24 protein-coding genes are annotated in these 23,720 nt (G+C 47.9%); 16 read left to right on the top strand and 8 right to left on the bottom strand.

Annotated features, from left to right (window positions below):
• The first annotated feature begins 142 nt into the window (after positions 1–142).
• Entirely contained in the window at positions 143–1,390 is a 1,248-nt protein-coding gene (locus ACWHX8_RS09820) for an acyloxyacyl hydrolase (protein ID WP_447971768.1), read from the top strand.
• Between the two features lie 21 nt (positions 1,391–1,411).
• Here the strand turns inward: ACWHX8_RS09820 and ACWHX8_RS09815 are convergent, their stop codons facing one another.
• Positions 1,412–1,615, bottom strand: a complete 204-nt coding sequence (locus ACWHX8_RS09815; RefSeq protein WP_447971767.1) for a hypothetical protein — start codon at positions 1,613–1,615, stop codon at positions 1,412–1,414.
• Positions 1,616–1,824: 209 nt separating this feature from the next.
• Between ACWHX8_RS09815 and ACWHX8_RS09810 the strand changes: the two genes are divergently transcribed.
• The gene (locus ACWHX8_RS09810; protein WP_447971766.1) at positions 1,825–2,397 is read left to right on the top strand and encodes a hypothetical protein; all 573 of its coding nucleotides are present in this window, start codon (positions 1,825–1,827) and stop codon (positions 2,395–2,397) included.
• Positions 2,398–2,539: 142 nt separating this feature from the next.
• Here the strand turns inward: ACWHX8_RS09810 and ACWHX8_RS09805 are convergent, their stop codons facing one another.
• Positions 2,540–3,052: a hypothetical protein gene (locus ACWHX8_RS09805; RefSeq protein ID WP_447971765.1), complete on the bottom strand. Its 513-nt coding sequence runs from the start codon at positions 3,050–3,052 to the stop codon at positions 2,540–2,542.
• Between the two features lie 329 nt (positions 3,053–3,381).
• Here ACWHX8_RS09805 and ACWHX8_RS09800 point away from each other — a divergent pair, with 329 nt between their 5' ends.
• Complete coding sequence (locus ACWHX8_RS09800) at positions 3,382–5,280, top strand: B12-binding domain-containing radical SAM protein (RefSeq protein ID WP_447971764.1); 1,899 nt, start codon at positions 3,382–3,384, stop codon at positions 5,278–5,280.
• 22 nt (positions 5,281–5,302) lie between these two features.
• Positions 5,303–7,270 carry a B12-binding domain-containing radical SAM protein gene (locus ACWHX8_RS09795; protein ID WP_447971763.1) on the top strand — a complete coding sequence of 656 codons (1,968 nt, stop codon included), beginning with the start codon at positions 5,303–5,305 and terminating at the stop codon, positions 7,268–7,270.
• A gap of 15 nt (positions 7,271–7,285) precedes the next feature.
• Here ACWHX8_RS09795 and ACWHX8_RS09790 read toward each other — a convergent pair whose 3' ends face one another.
• On the bottom strand, positions 7,286–7,534 hold the full coding sequence (locus ACWHX8_RS09790; RefSeq protein ID WP_447971762.1) for a J domain-containing protein: 249 nt from the start codon (positions 7,532–7,534) through the stop codon (positions 7,286–7,288).
• Positions 7,535–7,815: 281 nt separating this feature from the next.
• On the opposite strand from ACWHX8_RS09790, the gene ACWHX8_RS09785 reads away from it, so the two are divergent.
• Complete coding sequence (locus ACWHX8_RS09785; RefSeq protein ID WP_447971761.1) at positions 7,816–8,748, top strand: PhzF family phenazine biosynthesis protein; 933 nt, start codon at positions 7,816–7,818, stop codon at positions 8,746–8,748.
• Positions 8,749–8,785: 37 nt separating this feature from the next.
• Here ACWHX8_RS09785 and ACWHX8_RS09780 read toward each other — a convergent pair whose 3' ends face one another.
• The 4 genes from ACWHX8_RS09780 to ACWHX8_RS09765 form a co-directional block, all read right to left on the bottom strand.
• Positions 8,786–9,241: a MogA/MoaB family molybdenum cofactor biosynthesis protein gene (locus ACWHX8_RS09780; protein ID WP_447971760.1), complete on the bottom strand. Its 456-nt coding sequence runs from the start codon at positions 9,239–9,241 to the stop codon at positions 8,786–8,788.
• Between the two features lie 118 nt (positions 9,242–9,359).
• On the bottom strand, positions 9,360–9,686 hold the full coding sequence (locus ACWHX8_RS09775; protein ID WP_447971759.1) for a (2Fe-2S) ferredoxin domain-containing protein: 327 nt from the start codon (positions 9,684–9,686) through the stop codon (positions 9,360–9,362).
• A 100-nt stretch (positions 9,687–9,786) separates the two neighbouring features.
• Positions 9,787–10,230, bottom strand: coding sequence for a gamma-glutamylcyclotransferase family protein (locus ACWHX8_RS09770; protein WP_447971758.1), 444 nt, complete (start codon positions 10,228–10,230; stop codon positions 9,787–9,789).
• Between the two features lie 467 nt (positions 10,231–10,697).
• Positions 10,698–11,282: a retropepsin-like aspartic protease family protein gene (locus tag ACWHX8_RS09765; protein WP_447971757.1), complete on the bottom strand. Its 585-nt coding sequence runs from the start codon at positions 11,280–11,282 to the stop codon at positions 10,698–10,700.
• 403 nt (positions 11,283–11,685) lie between these two features.
• Between ACWHX8_RS09765 and ACWHX8_RS09760 the strand changes: the two genes are divergently transcribed.
• From ACWHX8_RS09760 to ACWHX8_RS09710, 11 genes are all read left to right on the top strand, one after another.
• Positions 11,686–12,573, top strand: coding sequence for a TadE/TadG family type IV pilus assembly protein (locus tag ACWHX8_RS09760; protein WP_447971756.1), 888 nt, complete (start codon positions 11,686–11,688; stop codon positions 12,571–12,573).
• A 171-nt stretch (positions 12,574–12,744) separates the two neighbouring features.
• Positions 12,745–13,590 carry a hypothetical protein gene (locus ACWHX8_RS09755; protein WP_447971755.1) on the top strand — a complete coding sequence of 282 codons (846 nt, stop codon included), beginning with the start codon at positions 12,745–12,747 and terminating at the stop codon, positions 13,588–13,590.
• Positions 13,591–13,601: 11 nt separating this feature from the next.
• The gene (locus tag ACWHX8_RS09750) at positions 13,602–14,843 is read left to right on the top strand and encodes an AAA family ATPase (RefSeq protein WP_447971754.1); all 1,242 of its coding nucleotides are present in this window, start codon (positions 13,602–13,604) and stop codon (positions 14,841–14,843) included.
• Positions 14,764–16,287 (top strand): CpaF family protein, encoded by a 1,524-nt coding sequence (locus ACWHX8_RS09745; RefSeq protein WP_447971753.1) that lies wholly within the window; start codon positions 14,764–14,766, stop codon positions 16,285–16,287. Before ACWHX8_RS09750 ends, ACWHX8_RS09745 begins: the two co-directional genes overlap by 80 nt.
• Positions 16,274–17,131 carry a type II secretion system F family protein gene (locus ACWHX8_RS09740; protein WP_447971752.1) on the top strand — a complete coding sequence of 286 codons (858 nt, stop codon included), beginning with the start codon at positions 16,274–16,276 and terminating at the stop codon, positions 17,129–17,131. The genes ACWHX8_RS09745 and ACWHX8_RS09740 overlap by 14 nt, the downstream gene beginning before the upstream one ends.
• Positions 17,132–17,140: 9 nt before the next feature.
• Positions 17,141–18,052, top strand: a complete 912-nt coding sequence (locus ACWHX8_RS09735) for a type II secretion system F family protein (RefSeq protein WP_447971751.1) — start codon at positions 17,141–17,143, stop codon at positions 18,050–18,052.
• A 145-nt stretch (positions 18,053–18,197) separates the two neighbouring features.
• Positions 18,198–18,527, top strand: coding sequence for a hypothetical protein (locus ACWHX8_RS09730; RefSeq protein ID WP_447971750.1), 330 nt, complete (start codon positions 18,198–18,200; stop codon positions 18,525–18,527).
• A 121-nt stretch (positions 18,528–18,648) separates the two neighbouring features.
• Entirely contained in the window at positions 18,649–20,274 is a 1,626-nt protein-coding gene (locus ACWHX8_RS09725) for a hypothetical protein (RefSeq protein ID WP_447971749.1), read from the top strand.
• Positions 20,275–20,350: 76 nt separating this feature from the next.
• Entirely contained in the window at positions 20,351–21,232 is an 882-nt protein-coding gene (locus tag ACWHX8_RS09720) for a metal ABC transporter substrate-binding protein (protein WP_447971748.1), read from the top strand.
• Between the two features lie 20 nt (positions 21,233–21,252).
• The gene (locus ACWHX8_RS09715) at positions 21,253–21,936 is read left to right on the top strand and encodes a metal ABC transporter ATP-binding protein (RefSeq protein WP_447971747.1); all 684 of its coding nucleotides are present in this window, start codon (positions 21,253–21,255) and stop codon (positions 21,934–21,936) included.
• Between the two features lie 30 nt (positions 21,937–21,966).
• Positions 21,967–22,848 (top strand): metal ABC transporter permease, encoded by an 882-nt coding sequence (locus ACWHX8_RS09710; RefSeq protein WP_447971746.1) that lies wholly within the window; start codon positions 21,967–21,969, stop codon positions 22,846–22,848.
• A 15-nt stretch (positions 22,849–22,863) separates the two neighbouring features.
• Here the strand turns inward: ACWHX8_RS09710 and ACWHX8_RS09705 are convergent, their stop codons facing one another.
• Complete coding sequence (locus ACWHX8_RS09705) at positions 22,864–23,691, bottom strand: hypothetical protein (RefSeq protein WP_447971745.1); 828 nt, start codon at positions 23,689–23,691, stop codon at positions 22,864–22,866.
• Between the last annotated feature and the right edge of the window lie 29 nt (positions 23,692–23,720).

Raw genomic sequence — 23,720 nt, 5'->3', positions numbered from 1 at the left:
AGTACTCTTTACTCAAATAATTACTGCTCGCTTCGTATGCCAGATATTGGCAGATATTACATACCTGACGATGTCTTGGGCTGGCAGGTTCGTCGTCTAAGACGCCCTTGTGTCGATTGAAAGGATTGCACGGTCTATACATATGATGAAATCTCTCCTCATAGGATTCGGTGGCCTGGTTGGTATTGGTGCATTGGTTTGGATGGGTAGCCAGGGCCAATCGTCTAAAGAGTTTGCAGCGGGTGACACGGAACAGGGAGCGACGATTGAAGAACATGCGTCGCCGCTTTCTGTTGACTCTACTGCATTTGCCCAGAACCCAGGTGCGACTCCTTCACACGTTCAAACAGCCGCTGGTGACGTGGAATCTATTCCAGTGCGTGATGAGAGTAAGAGTCTTCCACGCTCATCTTCTTGTGAATCACCAGACCCAAGCTCCTGTAAGCGTCCGCAGGCGACTTCCGAAACGACGATGCTGGTTCACGAAGCTGATGGTGAGCGAGATCGCATTGCTGTACCTTCCCAACGAGCCTGGCGTACAACAGAAGGCCAACGTATAGAGCCGGTCATAAAGACATCATTTGAAGAAGAGGTAAGTGACGTTGTGGATCCAGCAAGGCTGCCAGTACGGCTGAATGATGACATGCGTAACGAACCACAAATATTGCAGTCTGATAGGCTCGTGCGTAAAACACTTGCGCCTGAACTCATTGCTCCTCCGGTCATAGCAATGCCAATTGCCGAGGAACCACTCGACACTCCTGTGATCGATAGTCTGGCTATGTCGACGAATGATGTGTCAGCAGACACGGCTCCTCGCATTCTGGCAACAAACGATGTAGATCGCGAAGACGCTGTCTCTGAGAAAAAAGGATCGACGGCAAGGCCTCGTGGTGATGAGGAGCGTTTTGGATGGGATGAGATTGGGATTCGAGGCGGATTTAATGCCGAATATGTGGCAATTCCACCGACCGAAAAAGAAAGCTTTGAGCAATTTGATATCTTTGGCGCAATGAGATTTCCTACGCAGTATTATTATGATTCGGGCTGGGAAATATATTTTCGCATGAACGGTTCGCTCGGAGCCTTGCGTGGGGACGGCGATCTTGGATTTATTGGGACAATTTCACCGGGCATTGTATTTTGGTATCCCGAGTGGAATATCAGCATCAATGGCGGGCCTGGTCTTGCCTATGTGAGCCGAGAGAAGTATGGCCGACAGGACCTTGGTGGTCCTATTCAAATCGTGGGACAGGGTGGTCTCACGTATTATGTTACGGACCATATTGGAATTGGTTGGCGGTTTCACCACATATCGGATGCCGGCATGTGGGGGTCTGATAATCGTGGGGTTGATGTGAACTTATTTGAATTGACGTATAAGTTTTAACGCGCGTGAATGACGATAGGATTAATCCGCATAGCGTTTCCCATCTTCTGTTGACCACCGTGTCAGTCCGATTTCTTGAGATTCCCAAAGTGCCTCTATTTCTTGGGCCGCGAGATCTGATTCTGTTTGTGCGTCATTTTGTTCGCTTGCCTCTTTCGTAGTTCCCTGTACTGCAACCGGCCCGTTTCCTCGTGGCGTATCTTTCTTTAATGCATTTGTCGGCATATCGATGCTTCCTCCCTTGATCTATGGATGATTTTAGGTTTCTCATCTCATATGATAGCCTATCCCCGCTCATCTTGTCTCAGTCAAGATTTCTTCCGGCCTTTTCTTGAAATACGGCTCTGAGCATTATCCAAGAAACAGAGTTGTGCAACAAAACGCAATTTGATCGATCTTGAGCAGTTCAATTGCATTGATTGAGCCTTTCTTTCATGAACACGCCTGCTCATTTATTGGTGAACCTGGCTTTACTTGGTCGACAAGAGTCGCCGCGTCATCAGTTGTATATCCTTACAGGCGCCATTCTTCCCGATGCCCCGATGTTTCTCTTTTATTTTATTGAAAAAGTACTTCGAAACATTCCAGAACATGTGATCTGGAGTCATGATTACTACCTCGAAGCTTGGCAAAATTTCTTTGATTGTTTTAATTCGCTTCCCTTTATCATCATAGGATTGCTTATCGCATGGATAACCCATTCGAAAGCTGGTCTCTTTCTCTGTACAAGTATGATGTTGCATGTATTTGCAGATTTACCGCTTCATCATGATGATGGACATCGACATTTTCTCCCCTTGTCCGATTGGCGTTTTGAAAGTCCCATTTCCTATTGGGACCCTCAGCATTACGGTCATCTTGTGACAGGCTTGGAAGTCGTCGTTGTCCTTATTTCTGCCATCAGTGTACTGCACGGTACATCGTCATCCCTTACGAAATGGTTTGTCGGAATTGTCGGTATCTCGTACTTCGCCTTCTTTGGGTATGCGCTATGGGTGTGGGCGTAGTGAGGGATGGAAGGCCGATGATCAAGCCATTTATAGAGAAAAGATTAGAGTAGGGAGAAGCGATGGCGTTGCAAACACAACGCGCCCTCTCAACAGTCAAGCATTGAGAAGGCGCGTAGAATTGATCACGAACGACGAGGCTTTATACTAACTGTGCCATTGCTGGTTCTTCGAGCGTTTCTGATGGCTGCCGTGTGTCGGTGGCAATGGATTGAAGCGCTTGGGTAATCCATTGGTAACGCTCTTCTGCCCATAGATTGAATTGCGTTTCTGACTCAAACACAAGATCCCAGGCAGGAGCCGAATCAAGGAGTAAGAGTTGGTGAGGCTGGTTGTCCCCAGGAAAATAGACGACAAGGACCGCTGACTTCCCGATAAGACTAATATCGGTGAACATGTGAATCATGGCTTGCGTTGGCAGGTCAATGGTTCGAGAGGCTGCTTCCACAATTGGTCCATAGACACGATTCAAAAATTGCTGAGTGGCTTCATAGGGAGACTTGGAATGGTGAAGGTGAGAATTGGGAGATTCTCCAAGAAGATTCGTTGTGACATAATCGAGAGCTTCCCAACTGGGGAGCGCCCCTGAATTTACGAGCGAATCAATGAGATATGACATCCAATGTTTTGGTTCTGTTGTCGCGCACTTAGTCATGGGGCTATCCTCACATGTTGTCCCACAGGAGGGAATGGTTTTAGGGATTAAAGGAGTTAAAACAAGCAGGCGGGAATCAGACGAAATCTAAACCTGATACACAGCCGGTCACAAACTCGTAATCCTATAGATAACTGACAACTCTGTCAATGAAATTTTCTCAAAAACAAGGAGTCATCTTAAGGCCTTGACCATGGATTTTCTGAGGACATAGAATGGTCCATCAGTAGAATTTCTGAATAGAAAACACTCGTTGGTTTGTTCATGGTCATTCTCAGTATCGGCCTCAACTCAATCTGACTTAATTTATTGTTGTAGAAGGGTTACCTATGAGAATTGATTACGATAAAGGGGGGTTAATCACTCCATCATTGATCCAGCCTGTCCGTGGTGAGGACAAGCTGACGCCACAACGTCCGAGCAAGGTCATGTTGGTGTTTCCGCCAGATTGGTTTCCCTCTGAACCATACCTGAGTCTTCCGACGCTTACCGCCTTTATTCGCGCGGCCGGCCATGACGTCGTTCAAAAAGATGTCAATCTTGAAATGTATGATTGGTACTTCAGTGGTGATTTTTTAGGAAAAGTTTTAAAGCGGGTTCCGCAACAATTAGATCGACTGAAAAAACTTTCTCGAACCCGTGATCTCACTGAAGCTGAGATTGACCTTCAGATCGCGCTGTGCGAATGCACCAGAAGTCATATCGGCGAGTTAACGGAACGAGCCGAGGAAGCCAAGCGCATTGTTCGCAGTCCTGATCTGTATGACATTAATAAGCTGGAGTGGGCGATCAATGTGTTTCGGGAAGTCACGACCACCATTTCGTTGGTCTATGCCCCTGCGAGAATCTGTATGCCACCAATGGAAACAGATTTGTCCTATAAAGTCTTTATGTCGTCTGAAATTCTTGAGGCGGTGGAAGATACACAAGTCAATGTGTATCGAGATGTGTTTGAGCACATTTTGAAACCGGCCATTGAAGCCGAACAACCGGAAATTATCGGCATTTCGATTGTCCTGCAGCAACAGCTCTTTTCTTCGATGACGTTCTGTTCGTTAATTAAGGAACAGTTTCCGCATATTCATGTCACCATTGGCGGAAACACCGTCACGCGGCTTCGTGACGTGTTGCCTCAGTCTCCCAAGTTGTTTGCCCTATTTGATAGCGCCGTTGTGTATGAAGGCGAGACAGCATTTCTTCGTCTCATCGAAGCAATCGGGTCAAAAGGTGAGCTGGCCAATGTTCCCAATTTAATCTATCGAGACGCAGAGGGTATTCATGTCAGTACGGCGACCTATGCGGAAAATATGGCGGAACTGCCTCCCCCTGACTTTGATGGATTACCCCTCGAAAAGTACTTTGTACCTGATCGCGTCTTACCGTACTTAGCGACACGCGGGTGTTATTGGGGGCGCTGTGAGTTTTGTGATCATGGCGAAGGCTATACGGCAGGCTATCGAACCAAAAAGATTCAAGAAATCATACAGGAGATTTCACATCTCAAAGAAAAATATCAGACACGCCATTTCCACTTTACGGATGAGTCGTATCCACCGGCGTTATTTCGAAAACTCACCAATTCTCTCGTCGAACATAAAATGGATATTGCCTGGACGACGCATATTCGTTTTGAAAAAAGTTTGCTTGATGATCACGTCTGGCAAACGGCCCAGGAGTCCGGCTGTAAATATCTCCATATGGGCTATGAGTCAGGCAGCGAGCGCGTGCTGCAACTCATGGACAAAGCCACGACCCGCGATGTCATTCAACGAAGCTTGGAACTGTCTTCTCGTCATGGAGTCTGGAATCATATTATGGGTTTCTTTGGGTTTCCTGGTGAACGCTACGAAGACGCGAAAGTTTCTACGCAATTACTCGAAGACAATAAAGAACATGTTCATTCAATTGGCTTTGGAACGTTCGATTTGAGTAAGCATACGCCGGTTGCCAAGAATCCTGAAAAATTTGGCGTGACTTTTTATAAGAACCCAGAATGGGATCTGGCCTTGGATTATTATTTTACCGTCAAGGACGGTCTGGGCGTCGAGGATGCCGAGCGGGTGTTTGAAGAATTTGAACGTGAACATTATGAAGGATGGGACCTCAAGATTTTCATCCGTGAGTACGTGTTTCTCTATGTGGCACATTTTGGAACGAATAAGCTTCCAGCCTTGCAGTTCAAAATAGCACCGGAAGACAATCAATCGGTACTGACCTCGGTCTCATAAATTTTCACGTCAGGATTTCGACATGTCATCAAGTTTAATTCAAGTCGATACAGCTTCTCTTTCCTCCACACCTCGAAAAACAATGAAGACCCTGTTGCTCTTTCCTCCGGAATGGGTCCCAACAGCACCCTATTTGGCTTTACCGAGCCTCACGGCCGTGCTGCGAGAGCATGGCCACCATGTCATTCAAAAAGATGTCAATATTGAAATGTATGATTGGTTTTTCACTGATACCTTTCTTATTTGGCTGAAAATACGGATGGATCAGCAACGAAAAACACTTGAAAACATCGAGCAGTCGGGACGTGAATTGACTGAGCAAGAAACCGCGCAACTCGCATGTCTCAGAGCAAAGGCTGAAGTCGATGTCATGGAATTGGCAAGTCGTGCCGAATGGGCAAAGGCGGTCACGCGTGGTGAGGAATTTTATGATGCTGGAAAGCTCGAGTCGGCGCTCAATGTCTTTCGAGAGGTGATGCATTTTATCTCGGCTGCCTACTATCCCGCATCGCTGGTCTTTTATCCGATGGAAAGTAATTTAGGCTATCGCCCGGGCGTTTCCAAAGAAGTGTTTGCCTGTTTAGAAGATGAACAAGTGAATGTCTATCGAGATGTGTGCCAACAGTTGGTCCTTCCCACTGTCAGCAAAGAGGCTCCGGATGTGGTAGGAGTCTCGATTGGAACGCAAATGCAGCTGATGGCTGGATTAACGTTTTGCAAAATGATCAAAGCCGCATTTCCTCATATTCATGTCACCGTTGGCGGAAATGTGATTACGCGGTTACAAGAAGAGATTTCCCAAAAGGAAGAATTTTTCACGGATCTTTTTGATTCGGCGATTATGTATGAAGGCGAACATGCACTGCTCTGGCTACTGGAAGCCTTGGCGGGAGATCGAGACTGGAGTGCGGTTCCAAATTTAATGTTTCGAGGCCAGAAGGGCGTCCAAGTCAGTGAGGAAGTCTATACCGAAAAGACTACCGCCCTGCCATTGCCGGATTTTGATGGGTTACCGTTAGATGCCTATTTTGTGCCGGAGCGTATTCTTCCGTATCTTGCAACGCGTGGATGTTACTGGGGTCGATGTACCTTTTGTGATCATGGTCAGGGCTATTTTGACCAATATCGTGGGAAACCGGCTACTGACGTCGTTCGTGAGGTTGCCGCGCTCAAAGAAAAATACCAGGCAAAGCACTTCTTGTTTGCCGACGAATCATACCCTCCTGCGCTCTTTAAGAAAGTTGTCCAGTTGCTCGTTGAGCAAGATGTGGGGATTAAATGGACCACGTTGATTCGGTTCGAAGAATCGCTTCAAGAGCCTGAGATTTGGAATCAGGCGGTCAAGGCCGGGTGTTGTACGCTCTACTATGGAATGGAGTCCGCCAACGAGCGAGTACTCGAACTCATGGATAAGCATGCGAAAAAAAGTGTCATTGAAAATAACTTACGAGAAGCGGCCAAAGCTGGAATTTGGAATCATGTCATGGCATTTTATGGGTTTCCTGGCGAGACTCGAGATGAAGCCGAAGATACACGACAATTTTTAATTGACAACAAACGATATATTCATTCAACGGAACTGTTCTATTTTGTCGCGTATCGACATACCCCCATGGTACGGAATCCTGAAAAGTTCGGGATCACAATCCACAAACAAGATGAGTATGACATTCCATTGGATTATTACTACACGTTGAATGACTCGACAGGCATTAGCTGTTTAGATGCCATGCAGCTTTGTGAAGAATTTTATCAAAACGACTTCGAACCCTGGGCCGTTCGAGTCAACGCCAGAGAACATGTCTTCCTGTATATTTCAAAATATGGGTCCAACTACCTTCCCCAGATATATGCCACGCAAGCTGGACGAGAGACGCAACGAACTGACGGTGTACAGGGTCTTATCACGTGGCCGATGGCAAAAGCTGAGTCAGCAGAAAAAGATGGGGACGCAGGGATGAGCCGGGTTGTCAGTCATGCAACGCCGTAAGGTTGCTGCAGTTCCTCACGCTGGTGGTTGCGTGCTGCGTAGCCATTCAAGGAGAACGTGATAGGCCGAGTGAATTTCCTTCGTTTTGTTTTCTCCTTTCTTATACATTTCCATGTACTTCCTCGGGTTATTCGTGAGACTCGCATAGCGATTCGGATGCCAGGTGTATAGCAGTTTACGGTAGCGTTCATTGACGGCAGCAAGAGTTACCGTCTCGGGAAGTTCAAAAAGCGTTAAGGCATCTTGAAGGGGTGAAGTATCCATCGACTATAGTCGTTTCAATTACAGCGAAATCGCAAAACTTTCAGCAGAATATACAGCATATTCTCGAGGAAATCCTCTCAAACTCATTTGCAGTCTGTCAATTACACTAGTCAGCATTCTTCTATGAGTCGGTCACTATTCCTTTCCTTTACCGTAATCACGGTATGGAACCCTTTGCTGCCATTCGTCTAATCCTGTATGATGTCATTTCAACTTTTGGAATGACATCTCCTTAATTTAGAGATAGAGGAATTAGAACGCTCAATTCCTCTTGGTCCAAGATGGACGAAACTACCCGCTACCTTCCATTCTATCAAGCTGATGTGTTTACTGACGTGGCTTTCGGGGGGAACCCCGTTGCAGTGTTTCCCCATGCTCCCGATTTATCGAATAGAGAATTTCAACAAATCGCCAGAGAAATGAATCTCTCGGAAACGGTGTTCGTGCAGCCTCCGACTCAAGCCGGCGCAGACTTCAAACTTCGTATTTTTACCCCAACGCATGAAATCCCATTTGCCGGACATCCCGTGCTGGGAACCTGTTTCGTCTTGGGGACTCGACGAGAGATTGCCATTCAAGAGCCGATCACACACATTCATTACGAGTGCAATATTGGTGTTTTTCCTGCCGAGCTCTATGTTCTGAAGGGAACAATTGATCGAGTTGTGATGTCACAGCCTGTTCCACAATTTATTGAATTGATAGATAAGACAGAAGACCAGATTGATATTGCTCAAGCACTCGGGCTCAAGAATGCCTTACGAAATCACAGCCAGTTTCCACTCGAAGTTGTGTCGACAGGCTTGCCGGTTCTCATTGTTCCGCTCCGTTCGTTAACGGCTGTCAAATCGATCGTTCCTGATCATAAGGCCATTGTTGAGATTTGTGAACGCTTTGGCGCGAACGGCATCATGGCGTACAGTACGATGACGGTCGAAGACTCATCGACCGTCCATACACGAATGTTTGCTTCACCCATAGGGATTGATGAAGATCCGGCAACGGGAAGTGCCAGTGGGGCGCTCGGGGCGTATCTTGTGAAAAACGGTGCAGTGGAAGTCGGCCCAACGACAGAAATTATTGCCGAGCAAGGATATGAAATCGACCGACCTTCACGTATCATCATTCAAGTCTTTTCTGATGATGATATCATTCAAGAAGTGAAAGTCGGAGGGCAGGTGGTGATGGTCGCAGAAGGGAAGATGACCCTTTGAAATATATCACGGAAAATTACGGAATTTTCCCCTATGACTACTTCCGCATTTCGCCGACGATGTGCCCCATTTCTGGAAGGATCAATTCTTCCATCGCGAGTTGAACGGCAGCTCGAGACCCCGGAACAGAAAAAATAACCTTCCCGCGATACAGGCCAGCCGTCGCGCGACTCAGCATGGCGGGCGAGCCTATTTCTTTGTAGCTTAAATAGCGAAAAATTTCCCCGAATCCGTCAAGTCGTTTTTCCAGCAAGGCGTCAATGGCTTCATAGGTCGCATCGCGGCGTGAGATGCCAGTGCCGCCGTTAATGATGATGGTTTCTATCGAATCATTTGAAGCGGCTTCTTGTAATACGCGGCTAATTTCTGTTGGTTCATCTTTGATAATGGTATATGAACTGACGCGATGGTGACGTTGATTGAGTAATTGCTGGATGAGTTGGCCACTCGTATCCGTTTCTGGGGTACGGGTATCGCTACAGGTAATGACCATACAGCCGACCTCCTGAGGCCCCGTATCCTTGTGTGCAATATGAGACGGGTTCTCAGTGTGGCTGTGCGTCGCTGAACTGTCTGTGTGAGAGTGATCTGCCATGGCAGTGCGGAAAAGCTTACCCCCAGACGGCGTCTGGTTTTAACTCCGCCACAGGCTTTCCACCTTTAATGTGTTCATCAAGGATTTTCGGCACATCGGTATCTTTGACTTGCGAATACCACGTTCCATCAGGATAGACGACCACAGTTGGGCCCTGTTCACATGGTCCAAGACATGTTGATCCTGTCACCAGAACCTCACCAGGTTGAACGCCTCGTTCGATGAGCCCCATGTTTAACGCCATGAGAAGATTTTGAGAGCCAGCGGCACCACACGATGGTTTCGGGTGGCCTGGGGGACGAGAGTTTGTACAGACTAAGATATGATATTTCGGTTTTGGCATACGGGATTCTCCTTTTTGGGAAAACGTAAACTGCAAGCACGTGATGGATTACAGTTCTAATGGATGATGAGTGACAGAGAACTCATATCACTCTGCATTGTTAGCGAGGGCGAAAGAGTTGCCACATTTCAAGGCATTCATCTGGAAGTTTCCAATGACGAACGCCAGCTATGATCCAATCTAAATAATGGTCTTTAGCCTTAAATTTCCCAATGGCCTGTGCGAAATGGGTCACGACCAATTCTTTCTGCTCGTCCTCTTTGACGATGGTGACTTCTAAATGTCGAAAGGCCCCTTCAGGAAGATCGCCTTCGAATTTGTCTAATTCTTTCAGGTCTTCTTCCGTGATATCAAAGACGGATCCCCACACGCGTTCTCCTTGAGAAGGCGTGATCGTCGCTAACCCGCAACGCCATTGAGAAGACCATCGAGAGAATTGAATAGTGTGGTCTTCCAGATATGCGTGGTAGAGCCACTTGTGCTCAGGAGCTCTTCGTTTCAGCTGAACAGGATTAAGATTGTCTGCATATACAAAAAATTTCATGGTGTGTCATCATCGCTGCTGATGGATAAACAAAAAATGACTTCCTGCTATTAATCCGCTATTTGATCAGTGGCCCATCATACCCCACTATCGGCCTCACTTCCAAGGCTCGCCTGCCACCGAGTGGCATACCCCTTCAAGTGGTTGGAGATCGCGCAAACGAGAATAACACAATATGGGGATTTCGCTTAGTGGGCTATAGCGAAACCAAATTACTTCCAGCCGAATTTACATCATGCACACAGCGCAAAAACACACGTCATACAGACGGAAGTATATTGGAACGGCTATAGCGGATTCGTAGTATTACCATAGTGCCTTCGGGAATTGTCAAGAATAGAAGGACTTGGTGAGGGCATTTATGAGAGATTCTGAAGGCCGTCACACTGATAAAGTCAAAGGAGCTGAGGCTTAGGGGTAGGGTGGAAAGAGAGTGAGAGGCCATGGCTCAATCAATGAGAACGTCCTTACGTTTTGAGCTGAAGAATCAACGCCTCATGTTGCTGATCGAGCCGCCACTCAAAATTATTCAAAAAATTCATCCCCAAGAGCCCATGAACGTTTCTTTTCGATAAATTCGAAAAATCTAAAATGGCTACTTGCAAGTTTTTGAGTTCGGCCTCACCCGATCGAATCGTTTCGACTTGAGTGAGCCATGCGGTTGTTGTCCCATTGGCCGTTTCTGCTGAAATCCGTGAGTAGCGTGGGTCGGCAGTCAGTCCCATGTCAAAGGCCAAGTCTTCGGACAGACTGGTGATGGTGGCGCCGGTATCAACAAGCAACTTGGCAGTGTACAGCCCATTGAGTTCAACAGAGATGATCCAGCCTGACCCATATTGTTCAAGAGGGATGATGACCTGTCCTTCTACATCACTGATGAACGGGGTCGGCTGTTTCTTGGAAACAGACAGAGCGGCAAAGATGGTGTCGACATCCAGGTTCTGTAACGTATCAGGTCCCCATCCCAATTGTTTCAAGACAAAATGCTGGGAGAAGACAAGAATCGAAAAGATGATGGCCCAGCGGATTAACGGAATCTTCAAAATTTTCATATTGTATTGGATCACCTCAATTATGATCCGTGTTCCGTTTTCCTGATGCTTGTGACGGCTCAACCTTCCTTTTCTCCTCGGCTGAATATTTCCTGTGCTTGATTGTTACGATCTGGCATGTGTGCGAATGTGTTTCAGGTGACATCGAATCACAAATCACATTGACTGGTAATTCGTGAAAACCGCACTGATCTTTCTCTGAATCCTCGTAAAATTTGCCTAGGCTAGTGGAAATTCTTGCCTGGCAGTGTCGTTTTGTTCTGATTATTAGCCAATACCGTTGAATCTTCCTCGCTATTCTCCATTGCCATCCCTGGCATAAAGCTTGAAACATATTTCATCAGATGCATCCAGCCTGAAAATTATTTTTTCTTCACAAAGGCTCTCATCATCAAGGATCAATGTGAGTGCACATAGAAATGCATGTGGGCGCGGCGGGGGGGAACGGGGTTCTGTCTTAGTCGAATTTTCTCTTATTGCCGTTGCCCTGTCCTTATTGATTGCCCTGATTGTGGATGTGGCACGAATGGTCTTCGTGTCCCAATTGCTCCAAGAGACGGTCAGGGTAGCTGCACGAGAGCTTGCACTCGTTCCCTTGTCACCGACCATGACATTTGAGCAGGCACTTCAACATCCTGACGTCAAAGATCGAATTTATGATCCAACAGCCTTGCTTATTGAGATCGATCAATTTCAGGACTCGCACCGACTGGAGAAATTCTTGGACGGATTGCCCATTGTCAATCGCATGCTTCGCCCCTTAATGATCGTTGAAGACATGATGTTTGATGGCCAAACACGAACAGTTCTTCGTTTTCCTGGAGTGGTCGTCCAGGAGCGCAAAGAGACTGATCCGCAATCCTGGTCGATTGGCGTGCCTAGGGCAGAGACGTCTGAAGCACGGAATGACGAACCTACCACATGGACATCTGTACTCGAAGAGATTAGAGGGAATCCGGATGATGCTCAGTCAGGGGCCTTTAGCCTCCAATCATCTCCAGATGGAGCACGTGGTGGATTAGTTGCCTTACGAGTCAATTATCCCTTTCAGCCAATGTTTATGAATTGGCAACCTCAAGCAGTCCTGCCAGACTCCGTTGCAAATTCATCCGTAGAACAATCGCAGGAGCTAGCACGTGTTTTACAAGAGAAGCAAAAGTCAACTGGAGGTATGACTGTCACGGATGGGCCAACTCGGGCCGGCGTTACACACATTGTCTCAGGAAGTGTCAAGGAATACCCGCACATCCTTTCTGCGCAAGCCGTGTTTCGACGTGAAGTGTTTCAATGACAATCGGCTGAGACGAGGACTATAGCGAAACAAAATAACTTCCAACCAGATTTACATCATGTACACAGCGCAAAAACACATGTCGTACAGACGGAAGTATATTGGAACGGCTATAGACATATACATCTGTCTGGGTAGACGCATTCCAAAGATCATGAAAACGAGAGCATTATGATATTTCTTTTCATTACGATTCTGACTTGGGGCATTCTGAATATTGGAATGATTGGAATTGAGCGGGGATATGCCACGTGGGTACAAGCGCGTTTATACGCAACGGCGCAATTCTTGGTGCTGGACTCATATTCAGACAATCAACGTCAAGAATCTGGTGAACAGATGACCAAAATGGCTATGGGCCCCCATGCACTGGAGACAGTCGAAACGACATTTCCTCGCCCTGGCGTGACACGGATCCAACTCTCACAAGACATAGGATTACCCATGCAGTCATTGATGATTAGGGCGTCTTCTCCTCAAGCATCATCGTCTATTGAGATGACGAGTTCAGCAACAGCGCAATTGCTGCCAGCAAGGCAAGTTGGGTTATCGCATACAGCTCCGTTTTCTCTCGTGGGAGCACTACCCTATGTTTTGGCCAAAGACGCATGGGAGACCATGACTGAATATGAACCTGTCGATGCGACGATCAATAGCATTGGAGAAATCGTGTATCAAGGAAAAATAATTGGCCAGTTTGCGCAAGTCTTGACGCACATTGGTCAGGCCGTGTCTGCGTCGGAGTCACCTCACATGTCACAGGTTCGTGTTGAGGGGTATATGCCCATCGTGGCAACAATCGGCACCAGAAATCGTGTGGTGGGATTCGGTCATGTTCACCTCGATGGCACACCTCCTTATCTGTCGATTCGCAAGCATGTAAGCACAACTAGAAGTCAGAATGCTTCGACTCAATTAACTGGTCAATTGCCAGCCTTAAGTCAGGAGGAATTGTCCCAGGTCTTTTCACTCAATCGCACACTGAAAGGGGCTATTGTAGCTCCAACGCTCATCTAAGAGGCATTACGATGGATCAGAATGTACAAATATTAATCGTTGGTGAAGACGAGGGGTTACAGGAAGAATTTGAGGCTGCCTTGCAAGGGATGAGTAATCGCCATTGCATCACCTCTTATGCCTCCGATTATCGGCGTGCGGAAGAAATGGCCCTGAGTCGGCAGCCGAATTTAATTTGCGTCGATATGGAGCGAGACTTTGATGATTTAAAACGGTTTACCCACGAGATTCATCAGATGCTTCCAGAGACCACTGTGGCCGCAATGTATCGGCCAGATCAGTTTGGGACTGAACGTTCAGAAAGTGCGGTGGTGATCGATGGCATGCGTGCCAAGATTCAGGACTTTCTGCGACATCCGCTCTCGAGTGCAGAGCTGCGGCAGCTCCTTGATCGTCTCTATACGCCACGAACGATCAAGCCCTCAGCTGCGGGGAAGGTTGTGTCCTTTGTGAGTAATAAGGGTGGCGTCGGGAAGTCCACGTTAGCCGTCAATGCAGCCTGTCTTCTTGCGACACGGCATCCTGGGCGTGTGCTCCTGATCGATGCCTCTCTTCAACTTGGCGTGTGTACCGTCATGCTTGACATGCTTCCGACAACCTCATTGGTCGATGCCGTACGAGAAAAAGACCGACTGGATGAAACATTGCTTCGTCAATTTACGATCAGTCACACATGTGGACTCCATGTCTTAGCGGCTCCAAGCGATGCCCTGGAAGGCTCAGAAATCGATGACGAATCAATCTACCGTATCTTGAATTTTGCTCGACGTACCTTTGACTATGTCATCATCGACACCTTCCCCATTCTTGATAGTACGGTCTTATCCGTCCTAGACCTCTCCGATCTCGTGTATATCGTCATGCAAGGCACGGCTCCCAACGTGATTGCGACGTCGAAATTTCTTCCAGTCTTGGAAGGGTTGGGCATTGCAAGAGAAAAGCAACGTCTGTTGTTGAATCAAAACTATCAGTCATTTACCGGCAATCTGAGTCCTGCAGATATTGAAGAACGATTGACGCGTCGCTTCGATGGTATCTTTCCACACCAAAAAGGAATCTTGGCGGCAGCCAATGCGGGTGTCCCGTATAGCCTTGGTCGAACGAAGCCGTCTGGATTTTCTCGTAGTTTGGCCATGCTGAGTTCTGAGATTGAAGGCTTACAAGGTTCCACGAATGGACAGCGGCTCACGACTCACTCGTTATCAAGTTGGCAGCAACTTGGAGAACTCGTTGGAGGATGGTGGCGTGGATAAGCCAGAAGACGAGAAGACAAAGAAGAATCGGCATTTCTATCGAGAGCGCTTGAATCGATCATCTACGGCTAGCATTGCCTCACGATTACGGACCACGCGCAAGCTTCCGGTAAGCAATTTCCTCAGTGATCTGACGGAAAAAGAACGAAGAGCCCTACAGCGTCCGCAGGCTGACTACATCACCATAAAAAGTATGTTGCAAGAACGCATGTTGCTTGAGATCGGAGAACAAAACCTGTATGCCGGGAGTAGTACAGAGGTGACCCGTGCCATTCGAGAGTTTACCGCGCGCATCCTGACTCAAGAACACATTCCGCTTAACGAAGAAGAACGTCGAAGTCTTGCTGACGAATTGACGGAAGAAACCATTGGCCTGGGGCCACTCGCCCCCTTATTAACAGACCCTGCCGTCACAGATATTCTTGTGAATAGTCCCGCTCACGTCTATGTTGAACGATTCGGTCGGATTGAGTTGACAGACGTCAAATTTTTAAATCGCGAGCATATAGCTCGAGTGATTGAGCGAATCGCGGCTCAAATGGGGCGGCGCATTGATGCGTCATGGCCCATGGCCGACTTGCGCCTCAAAGATGGTACACGTGTCAATGCGACATTGCCGCCGGTATCGACCGATAGCCCAACATTATCCATACGACGATTCGGTCGACAACGATTACGTAAACACGACCTACTGATGTCGGAAATGCTATCTGCCGAGATGTCTGATTTTTTAGATGCGGCGGTTCGCGCGAAAAGAAATATTCTCATATCGGGTGGTACGGGAGCCGGAAAATCCACGGTATTGAGTGCTATGGCCGAATCCATTCCCGTGTATGAACGAATCGTGACGATCGAAGATACGGTAGAGTTAGGCCTCGATCAAGAACATGTGGTTCGTCTTGAGAATCGACCTGAGAATGTTGAAGGGCGAGGGAAAATCACGACGCGGGATTTGTTGATTAATACCCTCCGTATGCGGCCAGACCGCATTATTGTCGGTGAAGTTCGAGGGGAGGAGGCCGTCGACATGTTGCAAGCGTTAAATACGGGGCATGAAGGCAGCATGAGTACCATTCATGCCAATTCACCTCCTGACGCGCTCTCTCGCTTAGAAACAATGGTCATGATGGCGGGTTCAGATTTGCCGTCTTTTGCCATTCGAGAGCAAATCGTGTCAGCCATTCACTTGGTCGTTCATGTGCGTCGATATGAAGATGGCGTGCGGCGCGTTGAGCACGTTTCTGAAATTATTGGACGTGACGGTACGAATATCCTCATGCAAGAGATTTTTTCCTATCACCGTTCTCACGTCAATCAACCCGGGGAACAGGGGTACTTTTCTTCCAATGGGACCATTCCAAAGATGATGGCAGATTTTCAGGAATTAGGCATCACTGTGCCGCGTTCACTCTTTGAATTGAAGAATCATCATGCAGTGGTATGAACTCAGTCTTCTGCTGATCTTCCTCGGATTGGCATGTGTTGCAAGCTATGCCTGGTGGGATATTCGCATTCGACAGGTATATCTCAGACGTCTGGAAGGGTTTTTGTCATCGATTCATGAGCGAAGCTTCCAACGACGAATCCGCCTATTTCCTCAACGATATCGTCTTGTCCCGATGCTTTTGAGTGGTGCCGCGCTTGCGATATTGCTCCTGGGGGATGTTCCGCTTCCGTTTGCTCTTGCTGCGGCGTTACTGACCGGGGTGGTGAGTTACCTACTGGAGACTCACGTTGCCCAACGGCAATTAAATACTATCGAACTACAATTAGCTGATGTCATCGATCTGCTCCTTAGTCTTCTTCAAAGTGGCATGACGGTCCCAAAGGCCATGGAAGCGGCCATGCATGAGACGGCTTATCCTTTGAAGTATTATTTAACAGATATGGTGGGACGTATACGTTTAGGGGACGACCCCGCAACCGTGATTCAACAGATGGGAAAACACATCCCGCTGGAAACATTTCAATTATTTTCCTCAGTGCTCAGTGTCCAGTGGTGGAGTGGCGGAAGCCTCGCGACAACCCTCGTGAATGTCAGTACGATCGTGCGAAGCCGAATCGAATTGGAGCAACGAATTCGAACGCAAAGTGTTGAGTCACAACTGTCCGTCCTCGCCATCCTCCTCATTACCTATGGGCTGTCGTTGATGATGTGGCATGTCAATCCGAAGAACATGGAGACGTTTTTACTCTCAACCGTCGGGTCGTATCTGGGAGCGGGGGCAATTATCGCGCAGACGATCGGCATCCTGTGGATTTCAAAATTGAATGAAATTAAGTTTTAAGACCAATCGATGATTCAATACATTCTTATTCCGACGCTGCTCCTGAGTACCATCATTTGTTTCCTGGGTATTCTTTCCTTGTACCGTCGTCAACATAGTTTAAAGCGGATTCTTGAGTTTTCAGAGTCGGTCAAGGGGGAATCGTTCATCGGTCCTCGAGAGCGCCGAAGTGTGATTCGGCGATGGCTGGCCCTATCTGGGTTTCGTCATTCCGCTGCCCCACTGCTGTTTCTTAGCATCATGGCCTTGTCGACCTGGATGGCACTGGCATGTGTCTTTACGTTGTATTATTTTCACATCGTTGATACGTTCACGCAATCCGTCACAAAATTGCCAGGCAGTTTGGGGTGGGGATTAGGTGTCGTGGTCTCTGCCATGCCCTGGATCGTTTTTTGTCTTATAGGGGGAAGTCCGTATTTTGTCGTGAGAGGCATACGGCAGCAACGTGTGATTGCTGTAGAACAGGATCTTCCACTGTTTCTTGATTTGCTCTCGACGCTGGCAGAAACTGGAATGAATTTTGATTCGGCACTGGCCAAAATTTTGAATTCACACCCATCTGGCCGTCCATTGACTAAGGAGTTTCGTGTGTTTCAACAAGAAGTTTCGTTGGGCATTTCTCGATTGCAGTGTTTTCGGCGACTAGCACAACGTCTCTCGGTTCCTTCCATCTCTCTGTTTACTTCAGCCATCATCCAAAGTGAACAATTGGGGGCTAGCGTGGCGCACACACTGCGTCGTCAAGCCAATGAGTTACGACACCGGCGGCAGGAGAATGCGATGCATCATGCGCAAGGCCTTTCCGTCAAGCTTGTATTCCCCTTGGTCTTGTGTTTCTTGCCGGGAATCTTTTTGTCAACGCTGGGTCCGACCATTTATCAATTGGTACAGATTCTGGGTGGCGTCATGGGGTCGTTTTGATTCCTGCAGTTCCGGTGAACTCTCCTCTCTGATCATTCCTCACATCACATTTTTCTCAAACTCGAGACCATGGCCACTTTCCACTTTTGCAAGACATTTGCAATAACTTGACAGGCGATAAGGGCTTTGTTAGGTTTTGTGCGCTATGAACCAGCGGTCACTATTCTTTCGTCACACCATATTGCGAAAAATTTCGATCTTCGTCGGCTTGATTGTTTTCTGTGTCCTTCCCTTTTCCGGTGCACTCGAAATTCATCACGTCTTTGCCGAGGTTGATCATGATGGCCATGAACATTCTGACTTTGACGTCTGTCAATGGGTGCAACAGCATGCGAGTGGGTTATTCGTCTTTGAGCGACCATTAGCCGACGCCCTCCCTCTCGACATTACCCAAGAACCAGTTGACCATGATTCAGTTATTCCGTCATTTTTCCAGCCCTCTTGTCAGTCACCTCGTCCTCCCCCGTCATCCTGAAGTCCATTTAATCCAACCACACATGTCGGCCTAGGTACACAAGACTTTCTTGAGATGAGTTCGTGTGTAACATGCTGATGTGACGAGTACATTGATTTCGATTATGGAAAAGGATGAAGGAATGCGTCAGATCTCTGTGTCTACACTCATGTATGTATGCTTCGTGATATTCTGTGCGAGTCCGTTTTTTCAGGTGGGTCTGTGGCAAACGGCGAACGCTGAGTCAGGCAACGCAATGTGGAGTACAATCGATCAAGAAGATTCTGGAGTAGAGAGTCCTCTGTACGCTCGACGATTAACCGGGGAGTCCAGCCAGATGATATTGTATGCTGATGCGAATCAGACTGCGGGTTCTGAGCCAGAAGCCGCATCCCCCTCCAGTTCAATGAGCCGTTCCGCACTCGAAGAGCGTCTTCCTGGTGCGAACATCACGTCGGATCCCAAAGACTTACTACCCCGTGCCGGTGGGATGCCGATGGATGTTCCATTAGAACTTGATCAACCTTCCGACCAACGGGAAGCCGCTATACTTGAACGACAATCATTGTTGAATCGATTCAATCCTGCGATCGGTCTCGTGGTTGAAACCATTTTTGGCTATACGCAACGTCGTCAACGCTTTGTTGGGGGAGATGGAGCTGATGCCGGTGCCGATGTCGGCACTCGACTGCCTTCGAGTTTTTCTTCCGCCTTGCGGACGATCGAACTCTTCGCGTCAGCGGAAGTCGATCCTTTTGCGCGTGCGTATTTGATTGCCTCGGGACATGCCGAAGGTATCAATGCTCGTGGTAGCGAAGAATTTGGAAAAGCGTTTTTCGAGATTGAAGAAGCCGCGATTCAATCCACAAGTCTTCCGTATAATGTATCCGTTCGGGGTGGTCGGTTTTTTTCGGATTGGGGATTTCTTGGACGTCGTCATGCCCATGATCTTCCGCAGATCGATGTTCCGCCTTCACTGGCACAAATCTTTGGGAATGGCAATCGAACCGATGGAATTGAGTTGACCTGGTTAGTCCCAGTCCCTTTTTATCTGCAAATCAATACCGGGTATGGCTTTAATTTCGGCCTTCCCGGAGAAGGCCCCTTGGCCGGCCTTCGCCGTCAGGTCATTCATGGGAATGTCCTGTTTGGTTCTATTCGAACCTACTTCGATCTCACCGATGACCAGAATATTGAAATTGGGTTTTCAGGCCTTTTTACTCCACGGTCGCGCGTACCGGAAGCCATGGGCGATGCCTTACTGGCTGTGAGTAGTGACGACCCAATTGATCGACATACGTTGAATCTGGATTTTCACTATCGCTGGTACCCCTTGGGACGTGGGGTACGGCAAAGCTTCGCGCTTCATGGAGAAATCCTCTATGATTATGGTCAGGGGCGGCGCGATGTGTTCGGCAACACAGTTTCTCGAGGCGCCTGGGGAGGGTATACCTATCTTGAATACCGGTATAGTAAACGATGGCGACCGGGGTTTCGCTTTGATTATCATCAGCTGCCGAGCGAACCAGCCATCGTCACGAATCCATCTACTGGATTGGCGGGAACGACGGTGAATGCTTCAGGGAAACGGACGGAAGCCATGACGTTTTCACCGTATATCACCTTTTATCCGAGCGAGTTTCAACGTTTCGTGTTGCAATACAATCATTCGAATTATGGCAATACGTTGGCTGCGAATAACCAAGTTCTTTTTCAATGGCAAGTTGTCATAGGAAGTCACCAGCATGGATTTACGGAAAGAAACTAGGGTCGGTATGGCGAGTATACGTAGACGCGTTGTGAACATAACTCTGATACTGTGCCTGATTCTTCTGAATCTTGGCATGGCAGGACGGCCACCGGTTGAAGACGGTGGCCGTCTTCAGGTTGTCACATCGATTCCAGACCTTGCCGATTTGACGGCAAGGATTGGCGGGAAGTTCGTACAAGTAGAAAGTCTGGCAAAAGGCTTGGAAGATCCTCATGGCGTTCCGGTCAAGCCAAGTTTTCTGCCAAAACTGAATCAGGCCGATGTGTTGGTGGTTATGGGGTTACAACACGAACATGCATGGTTGACGGCTTTAATCGATGTGGCAAAAAATCCGGTCATCCTTCCTGGAAACCCCGGCTATATTGACAGCGCCATTCATATTACGCCGAAGCAAGTTCCGAAAGTTCTTTCCCGACGTGAAGGAGATCTTCATCCACAGGGGAATCCTCACTATAATTTAGATCCGTTGAATGCCAAGTTGATGGCCCAAGCCATTGCCGAAGGCTTAGCGAAGATCTATCCCCCTGGCCAACCTCTCTTTCAAAAGAATGTGAAACGATTTGAACAGACCATTGACGTCAAGTTGCAAGAATGGATGACACGTGCAGCGCCCCTTAACGGCGTATCCTTTATCTCCTATCATCAAGACACGATCTATTTTGCCGAGCGGTTTGGACTCAGGGAAGCCGGACACATTGAAATTCGACCGGGCATCGAACCCACTCAACGTCATCTTGTGAAATTAGTGGAGACTATGAACGAAAACAAGATTCAGCTTGTCCTGAGAGAGCCCTATTTCAGTGATCAGCTTCCCAATTGGATTGCAGAACAAACCGGAGCCCGTGTCGCAAAGTTTTTGATCATGGTGGGGGGCAGTCCCGACGTGAAGACCTATGAAGATTTAATCGAATTTAATCTCCAGTCTCTCTTACACGCTGTGCAAGCTGTCCAATAGTTACAGGGTTCATGTCTGCTATGTCAGAACTATTGTCCTTAGACCATGTCAGCATCGGGTACGCCGAAAAGGTGGTGCTTCGAGATGTTTCCTTGAAGGTATACCCTGGGGCCTCCATGGCCCTCTTGGGGTCCAATGGTTCCGGGAAAACCACCTTTTTGAAAACTTTAGCTGGCATTATTCCAATCTTAAACGGACAGCTTACGCTCAACCGAACATCCAATGGCCAAGCAGTGAGAGTCGGGTATATTCCTCAACGAGCGATGTTAAATGGTCTCTTTCAGTTGAAAGCGAAAGAGGTTGTTGAGATGGGAACCTATGGCACCCTTCGTCCTTGGCAAGGACTTGGTTCGGATGAACGTGACCGTGTGGAGTGGAGCATGAGAGAAGTCGAGATGACGCATTGTCGGAATGAGCCGTATGCCTTGCTGTCCGGTGGACAACAACAGCGACTCTTGATTGCTCGAGCGTTAGCATCCAACCCGGATATTTTATTATTAGATGAACCGCTGGCCAGCCTTGACCAACAATCCATTCAATCCATGTTGGCCTTATTTACCAAACTGCAAGCAGACGTCAATCTGGCGTTGATCTGGGCTGATCATGCCCTTCCAACGCTCGATGGCGTGCTTCGCGATGCGCTCACCATCGAACAGCAAACGCTCACCTGCCAGCAATTGGTTGCTCATGAATCAACACACTAACAATGCCTCTGGGTCGGGAGGAGACGGGTGTTGAGTGACATTTTGTTCATTTTCGATCCGTCCTATGTCTTACGAAACGCGTTGTATGGTGGACTTCTCTGTGGAATGGTCCTCCCCATAGTCGGAGGACTCATGTATGTTCGTCGGATGGTGTTTCTCGGTGTGACCTTACCAACGCTTTCTGCCGCTGGAATTGCCATGGCTATTTTTTGGCACGCCACCTTTCATCCGAAAATTCCTCACAGTGATTTCGGGCTAGCACTCCTTGGTTCAACAATTTTGACAACTGGCACATTACTGCTCTTAGCCATGTTAGAGCGCCATGGTCACGGCATGGTCGAAGGTCGCATTGGCGTACTCTATGTCTTAGCCGGTGCGCTGACAGTCTTGCTTCTGGCGTCGGATAGGATTCCAGAAGTTGGTGCGTTGTCTGTATTGAACGGTCAGATTCTTGCTATTTCCGATGCCGACTTGGGGTTGTTGACTGTCTGTTTTAGCGTGATGATGACACTCTTGTGGTGTTTTCGAAAAGAGTTGCTACTGGTTTCCGTCGATCGCGATTTAGCCATCTCGCTTGGGAAACTCGTGTGGGTCTGGGATTGTGTGCTCTATGGAATTGTTGGAGTCACGATTTCATTGGGAGTGCTCGTCGTTGGCCCGTTGGTGACGTTTGGATTTTTATTGCTTCCTCCGATGATTGCCATGCAAGTCAAAATTGGAATTTGGGTTGCGCCGATAGTGGCTGCCACAATTGGAATACTGATGGCGTTTTCAGGATTCCTCGTGTCGTACCAGCTTGATTGGCCGACTGGTCCAACTGATGTGGTGGTCGGTGGGGTCTTGTTCGGGATTGTGAGTGTGGGGCAATGGTGTATAAAGAAGTGTCGGAGTCCTAAACACGTGCACTCTTAATGATATGCTCTCCTGTCACTCTTCTGTTGACTGCATCTGTTGCTTGAACCGATCGTGTAATTGTTTGAGCGTCCTATTCTGCTCGTCGACTTGTTCTTGCAGTTCCTCAATTTCTTTCCGCAATTCCTGAGTCTCCTGTACCTCGGCGTCTTGCCCACTGAATTCTTTTTGTGTTGGTTGTACGGTTTTGGGGTCAGCCTTTGATGGTGGTTTGGCGGTTGACAAAGTCGTGACATCAATGGCAACAGAGCCGATTACATCTTCAGCATACGTTTCTTGAATGTTGTCGGTCTGCTGTTGGGCCGTAGCTGGAGAAAACTTCAACGTCCAATGTCGTATGTGTGTCGGGGAGAAACTGGCTTTTGATGATAGCTTGTTTTGACGACGGTCGGCTTGAAATGTATGTAATGTTACCCGTAACAGGTTCTGAAAGAGATACAGACTCCCACTCGTCTCGTGTGGGACCATGGCATTGGTGTTTGTGAGTTGAAACCAGACATATTCTTCAGGTGTCGCTTGAGCAAACGCCTCACTCAGCCACGGGATAAGAAACTGTAGCTCTTGATCAGTCAGAACCGGCAACTCCTGTCCTTCACCGCTGACCAATGTCGCCAATAAGGCTTTATCTTCCAGAACGTGAAGTCCTTGAAGTGCCTTGTGTAGAAGAGGAGCGTCAAGGAATGATGGATGAGAAGCTTGAATGGACGAATCGGAAAAGGTCTTAAGCGTCACATGCCCCTGAGGGCTTTCGTGGATGGAGGTCTCGATCTGTTGAACAGACACGCACGCCGACAATGTGACAAACAATCCACACACTATACTGCGCATACCAAAAGAAAACATGGTCGAGTCCTGATTGAACGATAGGCTCA

The sequence above is a fragment of the Nitrospira sp. M1 genome (genome assembly GCF_965152605.1).
This window is presented reverse-complemented; position numbering and strand designations above follow the sequence as displayed.